The sequence below is a fragment of the Comamonas sp. MYb69 genome, assembly GCF_037479315.1.
GTDB lineage: Bacteria > Pseudomonadota > Gammaproteobacteria > Burkholderiales > Burkholderiaceae_C > Comamonas.
In genome coordinates this window covers 17,099-37,341 of record NZ_JBBGZG010000015.1, presented here as the reverse complement: position 1 = coordinate 37,341, position 20,243 = coordinate 17,099, and the positions used below count along the sequence as shown (strand labels likewise).

The 20,243-nt window shown below is 64.7% G+C and carries 15 protein-coding genes; 7 read left to right on the top strand and 8 right to left on the bottom strand.

The features are described 5' to 3' along the window. Positions 1–171: 171 nt before the first annotated feature. From WH303_RS19070 to hemC, 4 genes are read right to left on the bottom strand one after another with little or no spacing between them, the layout of a single operon-like run. A complete protein-coding gene (locus tag WH303_RS19070; RefSeq protein WP_339520416.1) occupies positions 172–1,458 on the bottom strand; it encodes a heme biosynthesis HemY N-terminal domain-containing protein in 1,287 nt (428 codons plus the stop codon). Between the two features lie 3 nt (positions 1,459–1,461). Further along, complete coding sequence (locus WH303_RS19065) at positions 1,462–2,601, bottom strand: uroporphyrinogen-III C-methyltransferase (RefSeq protein ID WP_339520414.1); 1,140 nt, start codon at positions 2,599–2,601, stop codon at positions 1,462–1,464. After that, positions 2,598–3,434: a uroporphyrinogen-III synthase gene (locus WH303_RS19060; protein WP_339520412.1), complete on the bottom strand. Its 837-nt coding sequence runs from the start codon at positions 3,432–3,434 to the stop codon at positions 2,598–2,600. Before WH303_RS19060 ends, WH303_RS19065 begins: the two co-directional genes overlap by 4 nt. 20 nt (positions 3,435–3,454) lie before the next feature. Continuing rightward, positions 3,455–4,375: a hydroxymethylbilane synthase gene (hemC, locus tag WH303_RS19055; RefSeq protein ID WP_339520410.1), complete on the bottom strand. Its 921-nt coding sequence runs from the start codon at positions 4,373–4,375 to the stop codon at positions 3,455–3,457. A 170-nt stretch (positions 4,376–4,545) separates the two neighbouring features. Here hemC and ppc point away from each other — a divergent pair, with 170 nt between their 5' ends. From ppc to WH303_RS19040, 3 genes are all read left to right on the top strand, one after another. Beyond that, positions 4,546–7,431 carry a phosphoenolpyruvate carboxylase gene (ppc, locus tag WH303_RS19050; protein ID WP_409515679.1) on the top strand — a complete coding sequence of 962 codons (2,886 nt, stop codon included), beginning with the start codon at positions 4,546–4,548 and terminating at the stop codon, positions 7,429–7,431. Positions 7,432–7,620: 189 nt separating this feature from the next. Then, positions 7,621–7,953, top strand: a complete 333-nt coding sequence (locus WH303_RS19045) for an SMR family transporter (protein WP_133248137.1) — start codon at positions 7,621–7,623, stop codon at positions 7,951–7,953. A 119-nt stretch (positions 7,954–8,072) separates the two neighbouring features. After that, a complete protein-coding gene (locus tag WH303_RS19040) occupies positions 8,073–10,007 on the top strand; it encodes a trypsin-like peptidase domain-containing protein (RefSeq protein WP_339520409.1) in 1,935 nt (644 codons plus the stop codon). A 66-nt stretch (positions 10,008–10,073) separates the two neighbouring features. On the opposite strand, the gene WH303_RS19035 is transcribed toward WH303_RS19040, so the two are convergent. From WH303_RS19035 to WH303_RS19025, 3 genes are all read right to left on the bottom strand, one after another. Then, the gene (locus WH303_RS19035; RefSeq protein WP_339520407.1) at positions 10,074–10,994 is read right to left on the bottom strand and encodes a sulfurtransferase; all 921 of its coding nucleotides are present in this window, start codon (positions 10,992–10,994) and stop codon (positions 10,074–10,076) included. Between the two features lie 102 nt (positions 10,995–11,096). Further along, entirely contained in the window at positions 11,097–11,978 is an 882-nt protein-coding gene (locus WH303_RS19030; protein WP_339520406.1) for a DMT family transporter, read from the bottom strand. 89 nt (positions 11,979–12,067) lie between these two features. Further along, entirely contained in the window at positions 12,068–13,207 is a 1,140-nt protein-coding gene (locus WH303_RS19025; RefSeq protein WP_021026003.1) for an aromatic ring-hydroxylating oxygenase subunit alpha, read from the bottom strand. Between the two features lie 397 nt (positions 13,208–13,604). Here WH303_RS19025 and WH303_RS19020 point away from each other — a divergent pair, with 397 nt between their 5' ends. The 4 genes from WH303_RS19020 to WH303_RS19005 all read left to right on the top strand — a co-directional run bounded on the left by WH303_RS19020 (position 13,605) and on the right by WH303_RS19005 (position 18,138). Continuing rightward, a complete protein-coding gene (locus tag WH303_RS19020) occupies positions 13,605–13,862 on the top strand; it encodes an exodeoxyribonuclease VII small subunit (RefSeq protein WP_339520405.1) in 258 nt (85 codons plus the stop codon). Between the two features lie 9 nt (positions 13,863–13,871). Beyond that, positions 13,872–14,780 (top strand): polyprenyl synthetase family protein, encoded by a 909-nt coding sequence (locus tag WH303_RS19015; protein WP_339520403.1) that lies wholly within the window; start codon positions 13,872–13,874, stop codon positions 14,778–14,780. A 126-nt stretch (positions 14,781–14,906) separates the two neighbouring features. Next, complete coding sequence (gene dxs, locus WH303_RS19010; protein WP_021026006.1) at positions 14,907–16,820, top strand: 1-deoxy-D-xylulose-5-phosphate synthase; 1,914 nt, start codon at positions 14,907–14,909, stop codon at positions 16,818–16,820. A 232-nt stretch (positions 16,821–17,052) separates the two neighbouring features. Beyond that, on the top strand, positions 17,053–18,138 hold the full coding sequence (locus tag WH303_RS19005) for a TRAP transporter substrate-binding protein (RefSeq protein WP_116925966.1): 1,086 nt from the start codon (positions 17,053–17,055) through the stop codon (positions 18,136–18,138). Positions 18,139–18,406: 268 nt separating this feature from the next. On the opposite strand, the gene WH303_RS19000 is transcribed toward WH303_RS19005, so the two are convergent. Continuing rightward, a complete protein-coding gene (locus WH303_RS19000) occupies positions 18,407–20,236 on the bottom strand; it encodes a TRAP transporter large permease (protein WP_339520400.1) in 1,830 nt (609 codons plus the stop codon). Positions 20,237–20,243 lie beyond the last annotated feature (7 nt).

Below are 20,243 nucleotides of genomic sequence, written 5' to 3'. Positions count from 1 at the left end.
GTGGCGAGTTCCAGAACCAATGCACATAAGCATATGCCGAGCAGGCGCAAACCCGCGCTGCGCACTGGTACGCATACAACAGCGGGGGGCCGGGACTTTGTATCGCCTTGTATACCGTGCTGGGGCAGCGGCGCCCCATACGGGGCGCAACGGGGCCTGACCGGGCCTGCCTCAGGCTTGCTCGCCGGCGAGGGCTGCCTGCTTCCAGGCCTGGGCGGCCGCAGCAGCATCGCCCTGGTACTCGGCCTGCCGGGCCAGGTGCTGCCAGGCGCGGCGGCGCAGCGATTCCTCTTGCAGCGAAGGGGCAGCCTGCTGCAGCCACTGCTGGGCCTTGCCCCAGAGCTGGCGCTGCAGGCAGGCGCAGCCGGCCAGGTACTGCAGGTAGGGGTCATGGGGGCGGCGCTGCTGGGCCGCCTCGATGCGGGCCAGCCAGCTGGCGTCGAGCGCGCCCATGCTGTCTTCGAGCACACGCACCAGCCGTTCGGCCTGCAGGCTGGGCAGGCCGTTGTTGCTGGTGGTGTAGCGCTCCCAGGCGGGCAGCAGCCACTCGCGCATCTGCTGCGGGTTGCCGCCCAGCTGCTGCAGGCGCCGCGCCGCATGGATGCCCACTTCGGGCAGGTTGCGCTCGGCCGCATCCAGGTTGCGCCAGGCCTGCATCAGCTGCTCGGGGTCGTGGGCGTCGTTGATCAGCTCGGTCGCCAGGCCCTTGATGATGCTCTGCGCCGCAGCGGCCGAAAACGCACGGTGCTTGGCCAGCAGGCGGGCGGTATCCAGCGCGGTCAAGGCCTGGCGCAGCTGGCGCGCGGCCTTGAGCTTGAGGCGCAGCGCCAGGGTGCGGCGCGCCGCACCCTGGGGCAGGCGCGCGAGTTGCTCGATCGCGCTGTGGGCATTGTGGTCATCGAGCGCCCACTGGGCCGCGCGCAGCTGGGTGCCTTCAGCCAGTTCGGGCAGGTTCTTGGCCTGGGGCGTGGCCGCTTCCTGCATCGCCAGCTCCCAGTGCTGGTCGCGCTGGGCCTGGTCCTGCAGCGCATGCGAGCTCTCGGCGGCCAGCACATGGCCCAGCACGCGCAGCTGCAGGCCGTTGGGGATGGCGGCGCCGCTGTCCTGCAAGGCCTGCTCCTGGGCCAGTGCCGACAGCGCTGCCTTGCGGGCGCGCACAAAGCGGCCTGCTTGCAGCTGGGTCACGGCATCCAGCGCTGCGCCATGCATGGCGCGCTCTTTTTGCTGGATGCGCCAGCGCTTGGCCTGGCGCGGCAGCTCGAACATGGCGCTGACGCCGCGCAGCGCGCCGTAGACCAGCACAAAGGCCAGCAGCAGCAGCACGACCACCATGTTCAGCGAGAAATCGATGCGGTAGGGCGGCCAGTGCAGGGTCACGCTGCCCTGGTTGCTGCCGGCAAACAGCGCGGCGGCCACGGCCACGGCAAACAGACCGATCAACCAAAGTGCGGCTCTCATCGCTTAACGTCCTGCCGCCGCCGTGGCCAATGCGGCCAGGGTGTCATTGGCGCGTGGCACTTCCACATCCTGCATGGCCTGCTGCAGCTGGTTGAGCTGCTGGGCGGCCCGCTGGCCTCGGCGCGAGGAGATATCGAAATACTTGTGCACGGCGTCAGCCGCAGCAGCCAGGTCATTGCGCGAGGCATTCATCTGGCGGCCCAGCAAGGCCATGCGGGCGTTCAGGATGCGCAGCTTGAGGTTCTCGCGCACAAAAAAGGCCTGCGTGGGCGAGAGCAGCACCGCATCGGGGTAGTCGATGCGGCGCACGCGCACGAGGCTGCGGGCCTCCTCATGCACCACGCCCCAGGCGGTGGACAGCGCCGACAGCCACCAGCTGGGGCTGGCACTGTCGTCCGTTGCGGCCTCGGCAGGGGCGCTCGCTGCGGCCGGTGCGGCGGACTGGTTGCCCCGGTTGCGGGCGGGCGCCGTGCGGCGGGCGTTCTTGTCGAGCACATCGTTTTGCAGCGGCAGATCATCGATCTGGCGCAGCAGGTCATCCATGCGGGCCAGCAGGCCGGCGGTGTCCAGCGATTTGCTCGCGGCGATGCGGTCCAGATCGCGGGCAATGGCGCGTTGCAGCGGCGCCAGGCGCGGCTGGGCCGAGACGGTCACGCGCTGCTGTGCAATCTTGAGGGCGCTGACCAGCGGGTCGGGGCTGCCGCTCAGCTGGCTTTGCTGCATCGCAAAGCGCACGGCGCTTTCGATATCGCCGACCATGGTGTCATCGCGGTTGCGCGAGAGGCTTTGCACCAGCTCTTCGAGCTGGCCGCGTTGCAGCGCGACTTCACCCACGCGGGCCTCCATCACCGACATGCGCGAGGCGGTGTCGCGCGAGACATCTTCGGCCTGGCGGGCGAGGGTGCGCGCTTCCACGGCCTGGCCGCGCGAGTCGGCGCTTTGCAGCGCCAGCTGCTGCTGGATGTTGTTGAGCCGCTGCCAAAGCATGGCCGCGCTGATGATCGCAATGGTGGCGGCAATGCCCAGCGCCAGCGACGTCCAGACCCAGGCTTGCGGCATGCGGCTGCCCGCAGGGTGGGCCTGGTGGGAGGCGGTGGCCGGGTGGGGGGACGTGGGGTTCGGTGCGTGCTCGGGCAGCGTCATAGGGCAGATTCTAACGACGCCACCACGTCTTCCAGCGAAGGCCGGCACTGCTGAATGTGGACAAATCCTGCCGCGCGGGTCGCCTGCGCGATGCGTGCATGGGTGCTGAGCGCCTGGGCAGGCGCCAATGCGGCGGCACTGAATCTGTTGCTTAAATGCATCACCGCCTCGGAGCTGCTGAACAGCCAGATGCTGCCATCGGTCAGCGCCTGCGCTGCCAACGCCAGTTGCGCTGGCGTCCAGGCGGGTGCACGGCGCTCGTAGACACCGACAAAATCCACGCCCACGCCGGCCGCTTGCAACTGGCGCGCCAGCCATTCACGGCCTGAGCCGGACACCAACTGGTCGATCGCGCTGCCGGCGCTGGCGCCGCGCACCACCAGCACGCGCTGGCCCGATGCCGCCATCGCTGCAGCCTGGGCGCCGACCTCGGTCCACAGCGATTCGGAGTCGAACTGCGGGGCATCGGTGGCAGGTTGGTCGATCAAATCGATGGGCACGCCCAGCGCTTGGGCTGCGCGTGCCGTGCCTGGGCCCGGGCACCACAGCCGGGTATGGGGCGCACTGCGCTGCTGTTGGGCCAGCGCCTGCACCAGGGCCGGGTCCAGAAAAAAGCGCGCCGCATTGGTGCTGACCAGCATCAGCGCGCCATAGCGCTGCCAATGCTGGCGCGCCTGCAGCCGCGCCGCCTGGTGGGCGGGGCTGTCGGCTGGAACAATATCGATCAGCGGCAGCGCATCGGCCCGCAGCCCGCGCTGGCGCAGCTGGGCGACCCAGTCGTCCGCCTCGGGCTGCGGGCGGGTGATGATGGTGCGGTGATGGGGCAGGGCCATGGCGGACGGCGGCCGGGTGCTCAGCGGCGCACCTGCGCGCCCGCTTGCTGCAGCAGCGCTGCCACCTGCTGGCCCAGTGCATCGGCGCTGGCCAGGTCGGTGACGGCCGCGCGGGCCTGCGCAGACACCAGGGGCGCGTTTGGGTTGGCTTCGTCGCCCCAGGCGGCGCGCAGCCAGAGCTGGTCGTCCTGCCATTCACCGTGCGCGGCCAGCGGCATCGAGCAGCTGCCGCCCATGCAGCGGCTGACGGCGCGCTCGGCCGTCACGGTCTGCCAGGTGCGCGGATCGGCCAGGCCGGCAAACAGCTCCAACAGGTCCTGGCGGTCGCTGCGCACCTCAATGCCTAGCGCGCCCTGGCCGGCAGCGGGCAGCATGGTGTCGGTGTCGAAAGCATGGCGGATGCGCGCATCCAGTGCCAGGCGCTTGAGGCCGGCAGCGGCCAGCACAATGCCGTCGTACTGGCCTTCGTCGAGCTTGCGCAAACGGGTGTTGACATTGCCGCGCAGTGGCTGGATATCGAGGTTAGGGCGCAGCGCACGCAGCAGCACCTGGCGGCGCAGGCTGGAGGTGCCGACCACCGCGCCCTGGGGCAGGTCCTGCAGGCTGGCGTAGTGGTTGGAGACCCAGGCATCGCGCGGGTCCTCGCGTTCGAGCACGGCTGCCAGCGCAAAACCCGGTGGCAGCTCCATCGGCACATCCTTGAGCGAGTGCACGGCCAGGTCGGCGCGGCCGGTCTCCAGCGCCGTTTCCAGCTCTTTGACAAACAGGCCCTTGCCGCCCACCTTGGACAGCGTGCGGTCCAGAATCTGGTCGCCCAAGGTGGTCATCCCCAGCAGGCTGACCTGGTGGCCCAGGCGCTGCAGGATATGTTGCACATGTTCAGCCTGCCACAGGGCAAGCTGGCTTTCGCGCGTGGCGATGGTCAGGGACAAGGAGCTCATGGGATGGGGGACCACGCCAGGCCCGGTCTCCTCTTTCTCGGCGGCCGGACACCTTACGTGGTCAACAAGCGGTTCACAACAGGCGGCTGATGCTAGCATGTGCAGCGCCGCTCTTTGGCGCAGTGCGACTTTGGGCGGCGTGGATCTTTCAGCCCTATGCTTCTTCGCCCATGACCACTGCCAGCAAAAAAGACACCCCTGCAGTCGCCAAGACCCCGGCGCGCAAACCCAAGGCGAGCAGCCCTGCCGCTCCCCAGGCCGTCACGCGCCGCGCGGACAAGGACCAGCCTTTGATGGATGACATCCGGCTTCTGGGCCGGATTCTGGGCGATGTGATTCGCGAGCAGGAGGGCCAGGCCGCGTTCGATCTGATCGAGCAGGTGCGCCAGCTGTCGGTGGCCTACCGCCGCAATGACGACCAGGACGCAGAGAAATCGCTCAAGTCGCTGCTCAAGGGCCTGTCGGGCGACCAGACGGTCAGCGTGATCCGTGCCTTCACCTACTTCTCGCACCTGGCCAACCTGGCCGAAGACCGCCACCATATCCGCCGCCGCGAGATCCATGAGCGAGCAGGCAATACCCAGGAGGGCAGCATCGAGGTCGCGCTGGCGCGGCTGCGCTGGGCCGGTATCCCCGTCAAGGCGGTCTCGCAGACGCTGGCGCACAGCCTGATCTCGCCGGTGCTCACCGCCCACCCGACCGAGGTACAGCGCAAGAGCATTCTGGATGCCGAGCGTGCGATTGCCGCCTTGCTGGTGGCGCGCGACGATATCGCCCAGCGTGCCCAGCTCTTCAACAGCAGCAAGGACACGCTGACCCCGCGCCAGCTGGCCGACAACGAGCTGCAGCTGAGTGCCCAGGTCACCCAGCTGTGGCAGACGCGCCTGCTGCGCTACTCCAAGCTGACGGTCGAGGACGAGATTGACAACGCGCTGAGCTACTACCAGGCGACGTTCCTGACCGAGATCCCCAAGCTCTACGCTGCGCTCGAGCGCGAACTGGGCGAGCGCGACCTGGCCACCTTCTTGCGCATGGGCCAGTGGATTGGCGGTGACCGCGACGGCAACCCCAATGTCACCGCCAAGAGCCTGCAGGAAGCACTGCGCCGCCAGTCCGACCTGGTGCTGCGCCACTACCTGACCGAGGTGCACTACCTGGGCGGCGAGCTGTCGATGTCCCAGCGCCTGGCCGGCAATACCGCCGCCTTGCAGGCGCTGGCGGCGCGCTCGCCCGATACCAGCCAGCACCGCGAGGACGAGCCCTACCGCCGCGCGCTGATTGGCGTGTATGCGCGCCTAGCCGCGACCTTGAAGAACCTGAGCGGTGGTGAAGCGGCCCGCCATGCGGTGGCGCCGCAGAACCCCTATGCCACCAGTGACGAGTTTCTGGCCGATCTGCGCGTTATTGAAGACTCGCTGCGCGACAACCATGGCCGCGCGCTGGTCGAGCAGCGCCTGTCACCGCTGATCCGCGCCGTGCAGGTGTTTGGCTTTCACCTGGCCACCGTCGATCTGCGCCAAAGCTCGGACCAGCATGAGGCTGTGATCAGCGAGCTGCTGGCCACGGCCGGCCTGCAGGCCGATTACAGCCAGCTGAGCGAGGCGGCCAAGCGCGAGCTGTTGCTGCAATTGCTGAGCGATGCGCGCCCCTTGCGCGTGGTGGGCGCCAGCTACAGCGAGCGCTGCCAAAGCGAGATGGCGATTTTCGAGCGCGCGCGCCTGTCGGTGCAGCTCTATGGCCAGGACGCGATCCGCCACTACATCATCAGCCACACCGAATCGGTCAGCGACCTGCTCGAAGTGCTGCTGCTGCAAAAGGAAGTGGGCTTGCTCAGCGGCCGCATCAACGACGGTCAGTCGCGCGCAACCTTGATCGTGAGCCCGCTGTTCGAGACCATCGATGACCTGCGCCATGCGGCGACCATCATGCGCGAGTACTATGCGCTGCCCCATATTGCGGCGCTGATCCAGCGCAGCGGCGCCGAGCAGGACATCATGCTGGGCTACAGCGACAGCAACAAGGATGGCGGCATCTTCACCAGCAACTGGGAGCTGTACCAGGCCGAGCTGGCGCTCGTCGCGTTGTTTGACGAGCTGAGCCAGCCCAACCCCGTGCAACTGCGCCTGTTCCATGGCCGGGGCGGCACCGTGGGGCGGGGCGGCGGCCCGAGCTACCAAGCAATTTTGGCCCAGCCACCAGGCACCGTGCGCGGCCAGATCCGCCTGACCGAGCAGGGCGAGGTGATTGCCTCCAAGTACGCCAACCCCGAGATCGGCCGGCGCAATCTGGAAACGCTGGTGGCCGCCACCTTGGAAGCCACATTGCTGCAGCCCACCAAGCCCGCCAGCCAGGCGTTTTTGGAGGCGGCCGCTGACCTGTCGGCTGCCAGCATGGCCGCATACCGCGACCTGGTCTACGGCACCAAGGGCTTTGAGAGCTATTTCTTCAGCTCCACCCCGATCCGCGAGATTGCCGAGCTCAACATCGGCTCGCGCCCCGCATCGCGCAAGGCCAGCCAGCGCATCGAGGATTTGCGTGCCATTCCCTGGGGCTTTAGCTGGGGCCAGTGCCGCCTGACCCTGCCGGGCTGGTATGGCTTTGGTTCGGCCGTGCAGGCCTTTGTCAGCCAGGAGGGCAAGACCGCCAAGCTGCAATGGGCCTTGCTGCAGAAGATGTACCGCCAGTGGCCATTTTTCCGCACCCTGCTGTCCAATATGGACATGGTGCTGGCCAAGAGCGATATGGCGCTGGCGCTGCGCTACAGCGAGCTGGTGGCAGACACCCGCTTGCGCAAGCGCGTGTTCCAGGCGATCGAGGCCGAATGGAAAAGCACGGCCGAGGCGCTGGCGCTGATCACCGGAGAGGCCAATCGCCTGGCCAACAACCCGGCGCTGGAGCGCTCGATCCGCCACCGCTTCCCCTATATCGATCCCCTGCACCATCTGCAGGTGGAGCTGATCCGCCGCTGGCGCAATGGCGAGGACAATGAGCGGGTCAAGACCGGTATCCATATCTCCATCAACGGCATTGCGGCGGCGCTGCGCAATACCGGTTGAGGTGTTCCGGATGTGGGCTGGGCTCGCTGCCTTTGGCAAGGGCCCGCCCAAGTGATAAGGCCCTGGCGCCAAGCCGGGGCCTTTGTTATTTTTGCGGGGCAGGTGGGTTATCTGCGTTGGATGCCAATACCTGCAGCTGTGGAGCTTTGACGCACAGCTGCAAATCAAAGAAGGAAAGAAGGAATGGTGATGAATGCCTATGTCTACCTGGGCGGCGCGATTGCGCTGGAAGTGATGGCCACCACGGCGATGAAGTCGTCCGAGGGCTTTACCCGGCTGGTGCCCAGCCTGATTTGCGGCCTGGGCTATGTGCTGTCGTTCTACCTGCTGGCGCAGACCTTGAAAACCATACCCACCGGCATTGCCTATGCCATCTGGTCGGGTGTGGGGATCGTGGCGATCTCGCTGATCGCCTGGGCCCTGCATGGGCAAAAGCTCGATGCCGGCGCCATGGCAGGCATGGGGCTGATTATTGCCGGGGTGCTGGTGATCAATCTGTTTTCGAAGTCGGCAGGGCATTGATGCGTGATCCCCACAGATGCGTTGATTGCAAAGATTGACACAGAATTTCCATCTTCGATTTATAAAATTAATCTTAGAATGCCTGGTTTTGTGTTGACAGATTTGGAGGGGTAGCACGCATGCGATGGATGGCAAAAATAGGGTTGGTCAGTCTGGTCACCTGGGGGGTAATGGCGGGCGTCGCGGGAGCGGCTGCAACCGACCAGGTTTTCGAAGTTCCCGCCAAGGAGCAGCCGGTCGGAGTGCCCCAGGAGTTTGTGCCTACCAAGAGCATGGCCGTGGGCTTGGCCGTACAGCCGGTAGCGATTGACCTGGGCGAATGGGTCGGCCTGAAATCGGCCCCAGCGATGCCCGTACAGATCATTGGCGCATCACGCGCAGTGCAGCAAGCCGCTTCGCCGGCACAGACTGCGCAGTTGTTGCAATGGAAAGCATCGGCCAAGGGTGGTGCCGTGGCGGCATTGAGCGTACGCTCCGGTGGCGCCGAAGGTTTGCGCTTGGGCTTGCTGGTCGACCAGTTGCCCGGTAGCGCTATGTTGCGCCTCTATACCGATCACCAGCCCGCTGCGGTGTTTGAGATCGCGGGCCAGCGCGTCATGCAGATTCTGCAGGCGAACTTGGATGCTGGCGACAACAGCGAAGCGGGCCGCACCTGGTGGACGCCCAGCAGCTCCGGCGAGCAGGTGACCTTGGAGATCGAGCTGCCACCGGGCACAGCGCCCGACCAGCTCAAGGTGTCGCTGCCGCAAGTGATGCATATCTATGAGAACCTGTCGCTGCCGCTGGGCACGGAGGAATCGGACGCGGCGCAAGAGGACGCCAAGGCCATGCCTGTTGGCAACCCAGTGGATTGCCATTTGGATGTCAATTGTTTTACGCAGCTGCAAGCCGAACGCAAGGGTGTGGCCCGCATGGCATATGTGACCGAGCGCCTGCCCGATGGTCGCTACTACTATGGCCTGTGTACGGGCAGCCTGCTCAATGATGCCCAGGGCTCTGGCACCCCCTACTTTTTGACGGCTGCGCACTGCATCTCCACCCAGACCAACGCTTCTGCGCTGGAGACCGACTGGTTCTATACATCCACCCGCTGCTCTAGCAACAGTCTGTCGCCCAGCAGCGTCAACCTGCGCAATGGCTCGCGGCTGCTGTACACCAATGCCAACCCGGATGTGACCCTGCTCCAGCTCAACGATACGCCGCCCCCAGGTGCCATGTTCCTGGGCTGGAACAGCGGTATCGTGCCGGACAACACACCGGTCGTCGGCATACACCACCCGGATGGCGGTTTGCAGAAAATCAGCATGGGCGTCATGTCCGCCCGCGCTGAATGCACGATCAATGGGGAGAATGTTTCCTGCATGTCTGCTCCGAGCACCGGCAAGTACTACTATGTCGCATGGTCCATGGGGCTCACCCAGCAGGGTAGCAGCGGCTCGCCGCTGTTCAGCAATGGCGCAGTGACAGGCGTGTTGACCGCCGGCTCAGAGGTCAGCTGCCGTGCGGGCGGCGCCGGCGCCTACAGCTTCTACCCCAGCTTGAACAGCGTGATGCCGGCCCTGCGCAAATGGCTGGTGGATGCGGGCGGCACGCAAACCCCGGTCGCGGGCCGCATGCCGGTCTACCGCTTCTACAACACGCAAAACGGCACGCATTTCTTCACGGCCAGCGCGCAGGAGCGCGATGCGGTGATCCAGGGCAACCCGAACTACCAATATGAAAATATTGGCTTTTATGCGTCCACGCAAACGGCTGCAGCGCCCAATGCCGTCTACCGCTTCTACAACAACAACTCGGGCTCGCACTTCTACACGATCAATGCCGACGAGCGCGCCTTCGTGATTGCGAACTACCCGCAGTTCAGCGTGGAAGGCACTGCATGGTATGCACGCCAGGCCCAAGGCGACGGCTCGGTGCCGATGTACCGTTTCTACAATACGCTCACTGGCGCGCACTTCTATACCACCAACCCGTCCGAGCGTGACTTTGTCGTGGCGACCTATCCGCAGTTCCTGTTCGAAGGCGTGGCCTACTACGTCTGGGGCAGCCAGTAAGGCGGCACCAACCGGAACTTACCGCCAGCTGGAGGGCGGTCTGACCCGGCATTTAGCAGTGGCCCATCAGCCTCGTTCGACGGGGCGCGATGGGTCGCTGCACCACTCGCTCCAGCTACCGGCAAACAGCGCCGTGGGCGCATAGCCGGCGATTTCCATCGCGATCAGATTGGGCAGGGCGCTGACGCCGCTACCGCACTGGTGCACCACCGTCTGCGGGTCGTGCCCGGCCAGCAGCGCATCAAACTCGGCGCGCAGCTCGGCGGCGGGCTTGAAGCGGCCATCCGCAGCGATATTGGTCGTAAAGGGCCGGTTGAGCGCGCCAGGGATATGGCCGGCCACCGGGTCCAGCGGTTCGACCTCACCACGGTAACGCGCGGGTGCACGCGCGTCGATGATGGTTTGCGGCGTACCCAGGGCTTGCTGTACCTGGGCGGCGGTCTTGAGCGTGCGCAGCGCAGGGCGCAGCTCGAAGTTGCTTTGGAAATGGCTGACTGCTTCGCCCGCCTCCACCGCGCCGCCTGCGGCCTGCCAGGCCTGCAAGCCGCCGTCGAGCACGGCGACGGCATCATGGCCGGCCCACTTGAGCATCCACCACAGGCGGCCGGCATAGTTCACACCATTGCGGTCATAGACGACGGCCTGCATGTCATTGCGAAAGCCCACTTGCGACAGCCACACCGCAAAGCGCTCGCGGCTGGGCAGTGGATGGCGGCCGCCCGAGGCCGGCTCGCCCAGGTCGGTGGCGGCAATCGTCTGGCCGTGGCTGAGGGCGCCGTGCGGGGCGCTCAGGTCCTTGTCGAGGTTGGCGTAGACGGCGCCTGCGATATGGCTCTGCGCGAACTGCTCGGCACCGGCGGCCGGCTGGTTCAGGTCAAAGCTGCAGTCAAACACCATCACCTGCTGGGGGCTGGACTGCTGCAGCGCCTGCAATTGGGCAACGGTGATCAGGGTGGTATAGGCAGCGGTGAGGGGTGTGGTGGCCATGGCAGGTGCTCCAAGAAAAATCTTGCAAACATTATGTGGCAGCGCCGCGCCCGCTGCAGGCAACGGGTGCCGCCTAACCCCGCCAGTAGCGGCAGGCCCGGGTCAGCGCTTGCGCAGCACCGTGGCGACGATGCCGCTGCCCACGATCAAGGCCATGCCCATCCAGCCAATCGCCGGAATCTGGTCGCCAAAGACGACGATGCTAAAGAGGCCCGCAAACACAATGCCCGAGTACTGCAGATTGGCGACGACCAGGGTGGCGCGGCGCGTGGTGGCCGAGCCGTAGGCACGCGTCATCGCCAGCTGGGCACCAGCGGCCAGAATGCCGACGGGGATCAGCCACAGCGCCGGCCAGCCGGGGAAGCTGGAGGTGCCGACAAACAAGGTCGCCAGGCCGCCAGCAATGGCCGAGCCCACGGCAAAGTAGAAGACCACGCGCTGCTCGGGCTCGCCCATGCGCGACAAGGCCACCACCTGCATATAGGCAAAGGCCGAGATCAGGCCGGACATCAGGCCCACCAGGCCGGCGAACATCTGGTCGGCCTCGATATTGGGGCGCAGCATCAGAATGACGCCGCAAAAGCCGCTGATCACCGTCAGCACCAGCGGAATGTTCAGCGCCGGCTGGTCGCCTTCGCCCTTGGGGCGCCAGGTAAGCAGCGCACTGCCCACGACAAAGGCTGCCACCCAGAGGCTGCTCATGTAGTTCAAGGTCATCGCGGTGGCCAGCGGCAGCTTGCCGATCGCATAGAACCACATGCCCATCGAGGTGACGCCGATGCAGCTGCGCCAGGCATGCATCTTGGGGTAGCGGGTGGTCAGGGAGATATTCTGGCGCCGGGTGAGCCACCAGATCAGCGCCATGCTGATGAGGCCGCGGTAGAACACGATCTCGGCCGCATTGAAATACACAGAGGCGAACTTGATGCACACGCCCATGAGTGCAAACATGAACGCAGCGGCCACCATCCAAAGGGCTTGCATGGGAGATCTTTAATGAAAAAAGCTGCTATCGCAGTGCGCTAGCAGCTATCTGAGGGTCTAAATAGTTGGGAGTGCCTGGCTGTGGCAGATCACTTGTCTGGAACAGCGGCCTGCATCATACCCCGATACCACTCGTGGAAGTGCTGCATGCCGTCTTCCATTGGACTCTGGTAGGGGCCCACTTCGTTGTCGCCGCGCTCATACAAGGCCTTGCGGCCGGCATCCATGCGCTCGGCGATCTCGTCGTCCTCGATGGCCGTCTCCATATAGGCGGCGCGCTGGGCCTGCACAAACTCGGGCTCGAAGGCGCTGATTTCCTCGGGGTAGTAGAACTCCACCACGTTCATGGTCTTGTCCGGTCCCATGGGGTGCAGGGTCGAGACCGTCAGCACATGCGGGTACCACTCCACCATGATATGGGGGTAGTAGGTCAGCCAGATGGCGCCATGCTCGGGCATCTTGCCGCCTCGGAAGTTCAGCAGCACCTCGTGCCAGGTCTTGTAGATGTCCGAGCCTGGCTTGGCAAAGGTGGGCGCCACGCCGACCGTCTGCACCGAGTACTCCTTGGCGAACTCCCACTTCAGATCGTCGCAGGTGACGAAATTGCCCAGTCCGGGGTGGAAGGGGCCGACGTGGTAGTCCTCCAGGTAGACCTCGATAAAGGTCTTCCAGTTGTAGTTGCACTCATGCATCTCGACATGGTTGAGCACAAAGCCATCAAAGCTCAAGGCAGCGGCCGGACCCATATTGGCCAGATCGGCCTGGATGTTGCGGCCGTTGTCCTCAAAGAGGAGGCCGTTCCACTCCTGCAACTTGTAGTTGTTCAGGTTGAGACAGGGGTCCTGGGCAAAGTGCGGCGCGCCCAGCAGCTCGCCGCTGGGGCTGTAGGTCCAGCGGTGCAGCGGGCAGACGATATTGCCGCCGGCGCTGCCTTTTTGCTGGTGGTTGAGCGAGCCCCGGCCCTTGAGCATCACCGCCTGGCGGTGGCGGCAGACGTTGGAGATCAGCTCGGCCTGGCCTGCGGCATTGCGCACCAGGGCCCGCCCCTCCTTCTCATGGGGAAGGGCGTAGTAGTCGCCAATCTCGGGAATCGCCAGCTGGTGGCCCACATATTTGGGACCGTGCTGGAAGATGGTTTGCATCTCGCGCTCGAAAAGCGCTTGATCAAAGTAGCTTGAAACTGGAAGTTGGCTTGCGGCCTGCTGCAGTTGAAGACTTAAATCAGACATGGGTGACCTGACCTAAAGACTCCCCACAGGGAGGGTGCGCGTGCGCACGCGGAGAAAAAAATAAAACCGGCAGCAACAACAAAGGATGGCCGGTTTCGCGAAAAATGGGATTATACCCAGTGGGGTTATTCCCGTTCTGTCCATGCGTGAATTGGCTGAAGGTGACACAGCTTGTCACCGATCCACCATGGCATCGACAGGGGGCCAATATTATCAAATTGATAGCTGCAGCCTCATATTTCACGATAGATCGCCGGGATCTTTTGTGGGAATTGGCCCGGGCCAGCAGTGGGCTGGGCGGTGCGCGGCGGTCGCTGCGTCCGCAGCCGCTTGTCCTGCGCCTAAAATCGAGCCTTTACATCCATGCACCTGGGCACGCTGTCTGCCCCCTTTGCCCATGCCCAAGGCCACCGCCTCCAAGACGTCTGCCACGCCGGACCTGCCCGAACCCGATAACTACGAAAGCGCGCTGCAGGAGCTCGAAGGCCTGGTTACACGCATCGAGTCGGGTCAGCTGCCTTTGGGCGACATGCTGGCCGCTTACCAGCGCGGCGCCGTGCTGCTGGCATTTTGCCGGGGCAAGCTCGAGGCGGTGCAGGACCAGATCAAAGTACTGGATGAGGGCCAGCTCAAGCCCTGGACCAGCGAGGAATAAGTGCTAACCATGACTTCAGCGCACGATAATTTTGCCCTTTGGTGCAGCCAGGAACTCGCCCGCGTCGAAGACGCCCTCACGCTGTGGATTGCCGCCGATGCCCCCGCCAACCTGGGCGAGCCCATGCGCTACGCCGTGCTCGATGGCGGCAAGCGCCTGCGCCCGCTGCTCGTGCTGGCCGCTGCCCAGGCCGTGGGCAAGCTGGATGCCGCCCAGGCAGAGGCTGCTTTGCGCGCCGGCTGCGCGGTGGAGCTGATCCACGCCTATTCGCTGGTGCATGACGATATGCCCTGCATGGACAACGATGTGCTGCGCCGTGGCAAACCCACGGTCCATGTGCAGTTTGGCCAGGCCCAGGCCTTGCTCGCGGGCGACGCGCTGCAGGCGCTGGCGTTCGAGATCCTGGTGCCCGAGGGCAGTGCCATCTCGGATGCGGTGCAGGCGCGCCTGTGCCGCCAATTGGCATGGGCAGCGGGCTACAACGGCATGGCCGGTGGCCAGGCGATCGACCTGGCCAGTGTCGGCAAGCAGCTCACGCGTGAGCAGCTCCAGCAGATGCACAAGCTCAAGACCGGCGCGCTGCTGCAGGCCAGCGTCGAGATGGGCGCCACCTGCGCCGGCATCCAGGGCGCAGCGCTGGCAGCGCTGCAGCAGTACGGCGCCGCCCTGGGGCTGGCCTTCCAGGTGATCGATGATGTGCTCGATGTGGTGGCCGACTCTGCCACCCTGGGCAAGACCGCCGGCAAGGACGCCGACAACGACAAGCCCACCTATGTATCGCTGATGGGCCTGCAGCCCGCGCGCGACTATGCCCATGAGCTGCTGGCCGAGGCCCAGCAGGCGCTGGCGGGCAGCGGTTTGCCGCAGACCGCTGCGCTCGCTGCCCTGGCCGACATGGTGGTGCGCCGCAGCCATTGAGTAGGCCAAATGCGCCTTGTGGCGGCTTAACCAGCCTCAAGGCGCTAACATAGCCCCTTGCCTTTCCAGTAAAAAGAACTGCGCGGATGCTTCCGAGGTATGCGTAGCAAGTGACCAAACCATAGTATGTCCACGAAGACCTTTCCCCTGCTAGCCACCGTCAACGACCCGGCGGATCTGCGCAAGATGTCGCGCGCCGAGCTCAAGACCCTGGCGCGTGAGCTGCGGGAGTTCGTGCTCGAGAGCGTGTCCAAGACCGGCGGGCACCTCAGCTCCAACCTGGGCACGGTGGAGCTGACCATTGCGCTGCACGCCGTCTATGAAACGCCGCATGACCGCTTTGTCTGGGACGTGGGCCATCAGACCTACCCGCACAAGATTCTGACGGGCCGGCGCGACCGCATGCAGGGCCTGCGCCAGTGGGGCGGGATCTCGGGCTTCCCGCTGCGCAGCGAGAGCGAATACGACGCCTTTGGCACCGCCCACTCATCGACCAGCATCTCGGCGGCGCTGGGCATGGCCGAGGCTTTCAAGCTGCAGGGCAGCGACCGCCAGGCCGTGGCCATCATTGGCGATGGCGCCATGACGGCCGGCATGGCCTTCGAAGCGCTGAACAACGCCGGGGTGAGCGACGCCAATCTGCTGGTGATCCTGAACGACAACGACATGAGCATCAGCCCGCCGGTGGGCGCGCTCAACCGCTACCTGGCGCAGCTGATGAGCGGCCAGTTCTACGCCAAGGCGCGGGGCGTGGGCAAGAGCATGCTCAAGCAGGTGCCACCGCTCCTGGAGCTGGCCAAGCGCCTGGAGCAGCAGGCCAAGGGCATGGTAGTGCCCGCCACCCTGTTCGAGAACTTCGGCTTCAACTACATCGGCCCCATCGATGGCCATGACCTCGATTCGCTGATCCCCACCCTGGAAAACATCCGCCAGCTCAAGGGCCCGCAGTTTTTGCACGTGGTCACCAAAAAAGGCCAGGGCTACAAGCTGGCCGAGGCCGATCCCGTTGCCTACCATGGCCCGGGCAAGTTCGACCCGGCCATTGGCCTGGTCAAGCCCGCCACGCCACCCAAGCCCACCTTCACCCAGGTGTTTGGCCACTGGCTGTGTGACATGGCCGCCCAGGACGAGCGCCTGGTCGCGATCACCCCGGCGATGCGCGAAGGCTCGGGCATGGTCGAGTTTGAAAAGCGCTTTCCCAAACGCTACTTCGATGTCGGCATTGCCGAGCAGCACAGCGTGACCTTCGCCGCTGGCCTGGCCTGCGAAGGGCTCAAGCCCGTGGTCGCCATCTATTCCACCTTCCTGCAGCGCGGCTATGACCAGCTGATCCACGATGTGGCGCTGCAAAACCTGCCCGTGGTGTTTGCGCTCGACCGCGCCGGCCTGGTCGGTGCCGATGGCGCCACCCATGCCGGTAACTACGACATCGCCTTTACCCGTGCCATTCCGAACATGAGCGTGGCCTGCCCGGCCGATGAGCGCGAATGCCGACAGCTGCTGAGCACCGCCTTTGCGCAGAACCACCCGGTGACCGTGCGCTACCCGCGTGGTGCCGGTGCCGGTGTCGCGCCACTCGAATCGCTGGAAGGCCTGCCCTTTGGCAAGGGCGAGATCCGCCGCCAGGCGCAGCCTGCGGTGGCGGGCCGCCCGCGCATCGCCATCCTGGCCTTTGGCAGCCTGCTCTACCCGGCCTTGCAGGCCGGTGAGGCGCTCAATGCCACGGTGGTGAACATGCGCTGGGCCAAGCCGCTCGATACCGCGCTGCTCGAGCAAGTGGCGCAAAGCCATGAGGCGCTGGTCACTGTCGAAGACGGCTGCCTGATGGGTGGCGCGGGCAGCGCGGTGCTCGAAGCGCTGCAGCAGCTGCACATCGATGTGCCGGTGCTGCAGCTGGGCCTGCCCGATGCCTTTATCGAGCATGGTGACCCGGTCAAACTGATGGCCATGCAGGGCCTGGATGCCAGCGGCATCGAGCGCAGCATCCGCGAGCGTTTTGCGCTGCAAGAGGCGGCGCCCGGCCAGAGCGCAGCAGCCTGATCGGCCGCCGGGCACGCGCCTGGTTCTCCCGACAAGCCCGGTCATTGCGTACCGGGCTTTTTTGTGGCCTGCGCCGCCTGTGGCGCAATGCGGACAGAATCCTTTGCAAAACTCTGGGGAAAACCCGCTGAAGTCACTTCTGCAACCATTTCTACAATTTGCAAAGCTAAAAGCGGCTCGCGCCTATGGCAGGATAGCTACCTTTACTTTCAACAAATAATTGGAGACACGAATGGATCGTCGTTCGCTTATCAAAAATGCCGGTATCGCTGGCGTTCTGGCCGCAGGAGTGGCACCGGCCGTGCATGCACAGGCTGCAGTGCGCTGGCGCCTGGCCTCGAGCTTCCCCAAGTCGCTTGACACCATCTTCGGCAGCGCTGAAAAGCTGTCTGCGGCCGTCAAGGCCATGTCCGGCGGCAAGTTTGAAATCTCGGTCCACCCCGCTGGCGAGCTGATGCCCGCTTTCGGCGTGGTCGATGCGCTGCAGGGCGACACCATCGACATGGCCCAGACCGCGGCCTACTACTTCACCGGCAAGGACCCGATCTTCGCATTCAGCTGCGCGGTGCCCTTTGGCCTGACCACCCTGCAGATGGCAGGTTGGAAGGACCATGGCAACGGCCGCAAGCTGCTCGATGCCTTCTTTGAGAAGTACAACTTCAAGACCGCATCGGCCGGTAACACCACCACCCAGATGGGCGGCTGGTACCGCAAGGAAATCAAGACCGTGGCCGACTTGAAGGGCCTCAAGATGCGCATGGGCGGCGGTGTGTTCGGTGAGGCCATGGCCAAGCTGGGCGTGGTCGCGCAGAACATGCCAGCGGGCGACGTGTACCAGGCGCTGGAAAAGGGCACGCTGGACGCGGTGGAATTCGTTGGTCCCTACGACGATGAAAAGCTGGGCTTCAACAAGGTCGCTCCGTTCTACTACTACCCCGGTTGGTGGGAAGGCTCGGCCGATCTGGAGTTCTTCATCAACATCAAGAAGTACAACGCGCTGTCGCCCGAGAACAAGGCCATCCTGGACGCCGCCACCCGTGTGGCCGCAGCCGACATGACCGCCAAGTACCAGGTGCTCAACCCCATCGCGCTGAAGAACTTGGTGGCCAACAAGACCCAGCTCAAGCCTTTCTCCAAGGAACTGATGGACGCCGGCTTCAAGGCCTCGATGGAAACCTTTGCCGAGCACGAGGCCAAGTCGCCCGAGTTCAAGAAGATTCACCAGGACATGCGCGCCTTCCAGAAGGACCAGATCCTGTGGAACCGCTTCTCCGAGTACCCTTTCAACCAGTACATGGCCCAGGTCAAACTGCCCTGATTGGGAAGATGCGCCAGGCCATTGGGGCTTGGCCGCACAAACCAGGAGCCGCAGCTTGCTGCGGCTTTTTTGCGTCCATACAGGCTGCGTGCGTGCATCGGCATGCGGCTTGGGTACTTCGCTCTCATTCATGGCGGGATGCAGCCGGAGTGCCGTGCTGCCGGTTCGCCGGGCTACCGGCGCACTGGGCGTTGTGGCGCCCAGCGGCGGGCAGCCATAAAAAAACCCTGGCAAGCCAGGGTTTGGGTGGGAAGCGCTTGGGCGCCCCTTATTTGCTTTCTGCAGGGGCAGTGCCCAGCGAGTCCTGCAAGGCCTTGGCCGGGTCGTCCGAGCCATAGCCTTCTGCGGCAGGAGCGGGCATTGCGCCTGCATCGGTACCCGGCGCTGCGCCTGCATCTGCGGGCGCATCGGGGGTGGCAAAGGGGTTGTCCCCGTAGCCCCCGTCTGCGTTGCCCAGTTGGTTCATCATCTGCTCATTGACCTTTTGCATGTCGACGACCGCCGGTTTTTCCAAAGCTCCCGTAACGATGCCCGGGAAGGCGATCAGCACACTGACCATCACCAGCTGGATCAGCACAAACGGCACGGCACCCTTGTAGATCTGCATCGTGGTTACCGGCTCGATGACCTTGTGCGTGACCCGGTCCACATACTGCTTGTCAGGCGCCACGGACCGCAGGAAGAACAGCGCAAAACCGAACGGCGGGTGCATGAACGAGGTCTGCATGTTGACTGCCAGCAGCACACCGAACCAGATCAGGTCGATGCCCATCTTGTCAGCGACAGGGCCCAGCAGCGGCACGACGATGAACGACAGCTCGAAGTAATCCAGGAAGAAGGCCAGGAAGAAGATCATGATGTTGACCACGATCAGGAAGCCGGTCTGGCCGCCTGGCAGGCTGGTCAGCAGGTGCTCCACCCACTTGGGGCCGTCTGCGGCCTGGAACACCAGGCTGAAGGTGGTCGCGCCAATCATGATGAACATCACAAAGCTGGCGAGCTTGGTGGTCGAGCCCAGCGCCTGCTTGAGCAGGTTCATGTTCAGGCGTTTGCGGGCAAAGCCCATGACGAGCGCGGCCATGGCACCCATGGCGCCGCCTTCGGTGGGGGTGGCAATGCCCAGGAAGATGGTGCCCAGCACCAGGAAGATCAGCAGCAGCGGCGGGATCAGCACAAAGGTCACGCGCTCGGCCAGCTTGGACAGCAGCCCCAGCTTGAAGACGCGGTTGATCGAGGCGATGACAAAGGCAATGAAGGTGCCGCCGCACATGGCCGTGACAATCTTCTCGTCGGTGGCCACATCGGTGACCAGCTTGCCTTCCCACCAGGTGTGGATGTCGGCCATGTGGTTGGCCAGGAAGATCGCGACAATCGTCGACAGGCCCATTACCACGATCAGCGAGGTGTAGCCGGCATTGCCATTGGCTTCGCGGTAGATACGGGCTTCAACGGGCAGCGCTGGCACCAGCTTGGGCTTGAAGATGGCCAGGAAGGCGACCCACAGCACATACAGTCCCATCAGCATGAAGCCGGGGATGAAGGCGCCCTTGTACATATCGCCCACGCTCTTGCCCAGCTGGTCGGCCATCAGGATCAGCACCAGCGATGGCGGAATGATCTGGGCCAGGGTGCCCGATGCGGCAATCACGCCCGATGCCAGGCGCCGGTCATAGCCGTAGCGCAGCATGATGGGCAGCGAGATCAGGCCCATGGAGATGACCGATGCGGCCACCACACCGGTGGTAGCGGCCAGCAGCGCGCCGACAAAGATCACGGCGAGCGCCAGACCGCCACGGATCGGGCCAAAGACCTGGCCCACCGTGTCGAGCAAGTCCTCGGCCATGCCGCTGCGCTCCAGTATCAAGCCCATCAAGGTGAAGAAGGGCACGGCCAGCAAGGTGTCATTGGCCATGATGCCGATCAGGCGCTGGGGCAACCAGGCCATCACCGACGAGGGAAACACATTGAGCTCAATGCCGATAAAGCCGAACATCAGGCCGGCAGCGCCCAGGCTGAACGCCACGGGAAAACCAAGCAGCAGAAAGACGATCAGGCCCGCGAACATGATCGGGGCGTAGTTGGTAGCGATAAATTCCATGGTGAGA

Coding starts and splice junctions, on each gene's coding strand:
- dxs (WP_021026006.1), top strand. CDS start 14,907: ATGTCCACGAAGACCTTTCCCCTGCTAGCCACCGTCAACGACCCGGCG.
- WH303_RS19060 (WP_339520412.1), bottom strand. CDS start 3,434: ATGGCCCTGCCCCATCACCGCACCATCATCACCCGCCCGCAGCCCGAG.
- WH303_RS19030 (WP_339520406.1), bottom strand. CDS start 11,978: ATGCAAGCCCTTTGGATGGTGGCCGCTGCGTTCATGTTTGCACTCATG.
- WH303_RS19025 (WP_021026003.1), bottom strand. CDS start 13,207: ATGTCTGATTTAAGTCTTCAACTGCAGCAGGCCGCAAGCCAACTTCCA.
- WH303_RS19015 (WP_339520403.1), top strand. CDS start 13,872: ATGACTTCAGCGCACGATAATTTTGCCCTTTGGTGCAGCCAGGAACTC.
- hemC (WP_339520410.1), bottom strand. CDS start 4,375: ATGAGCTCCTTGTCCCTGACCATCGCCACGCGCGAAAGCCAGCTTGCC.
- WH303_RS19035 (WP_339520407.1), bottom strand. CDS start 10,994: ATGGCCACCACACCCCTCACCGCTGCCTATACCACCCTGATCACCGTT.
- WH303_RS19020 (WP_339520405.1), top strand. CDS start 13,605: ATGCCCAAGGCCACCGCCTCCAAGACGTCTGCCACGCCGGACCTGCCC.
- WH303_RS19000 (WP_339520400.1), bottom strand. CDS start 20,236: ATGGAATTTATCGCTACCAACTACGCCCCGATCATGTTCGCGGGCCTG.
- ppc (WP_409515679.1), top strand. CDS start 4,546: ATGACCACTGCCAGCAAAAAAGACACCCCTGCAGTCGCCAAGACCCCG.
- WH303_RS19005 (WP_116925966.1), top strand. CDS start 17,053: ATGGATCGTCGTTCGCTTATCAAAAATGCCGGTATCGCTGGCGTTCTG.
- WH303_RS19070 (WP_339520416.1), bottom strand. CDS start 1,458: ATGAGAGCCGCACTTTGGTTGATCGGTCTGTTTGCCGTGGCCGTGGCC.
- WH303_RS19040 (WP_339520409.1), top strand. CDS start 8,073: ATGCGATGGATGGCAAAAATAGGGTTGGTCAGTCTGGTCACCTGGGGG.
- WH303_RS19045 (WP_133248137.1), top strand. CDS start 7,621: ATGAATGCCTATGTCTACCTGGGCGGCGCGATTGCGCTGGAAGTGATG.
- WH303_RS19065 (WP_339520414.1), bottom strand. CDS start 2,601: ATGACGCTGCCCGAGCACGCACCGAACCCCACGTCCCCCCACCCGGCC.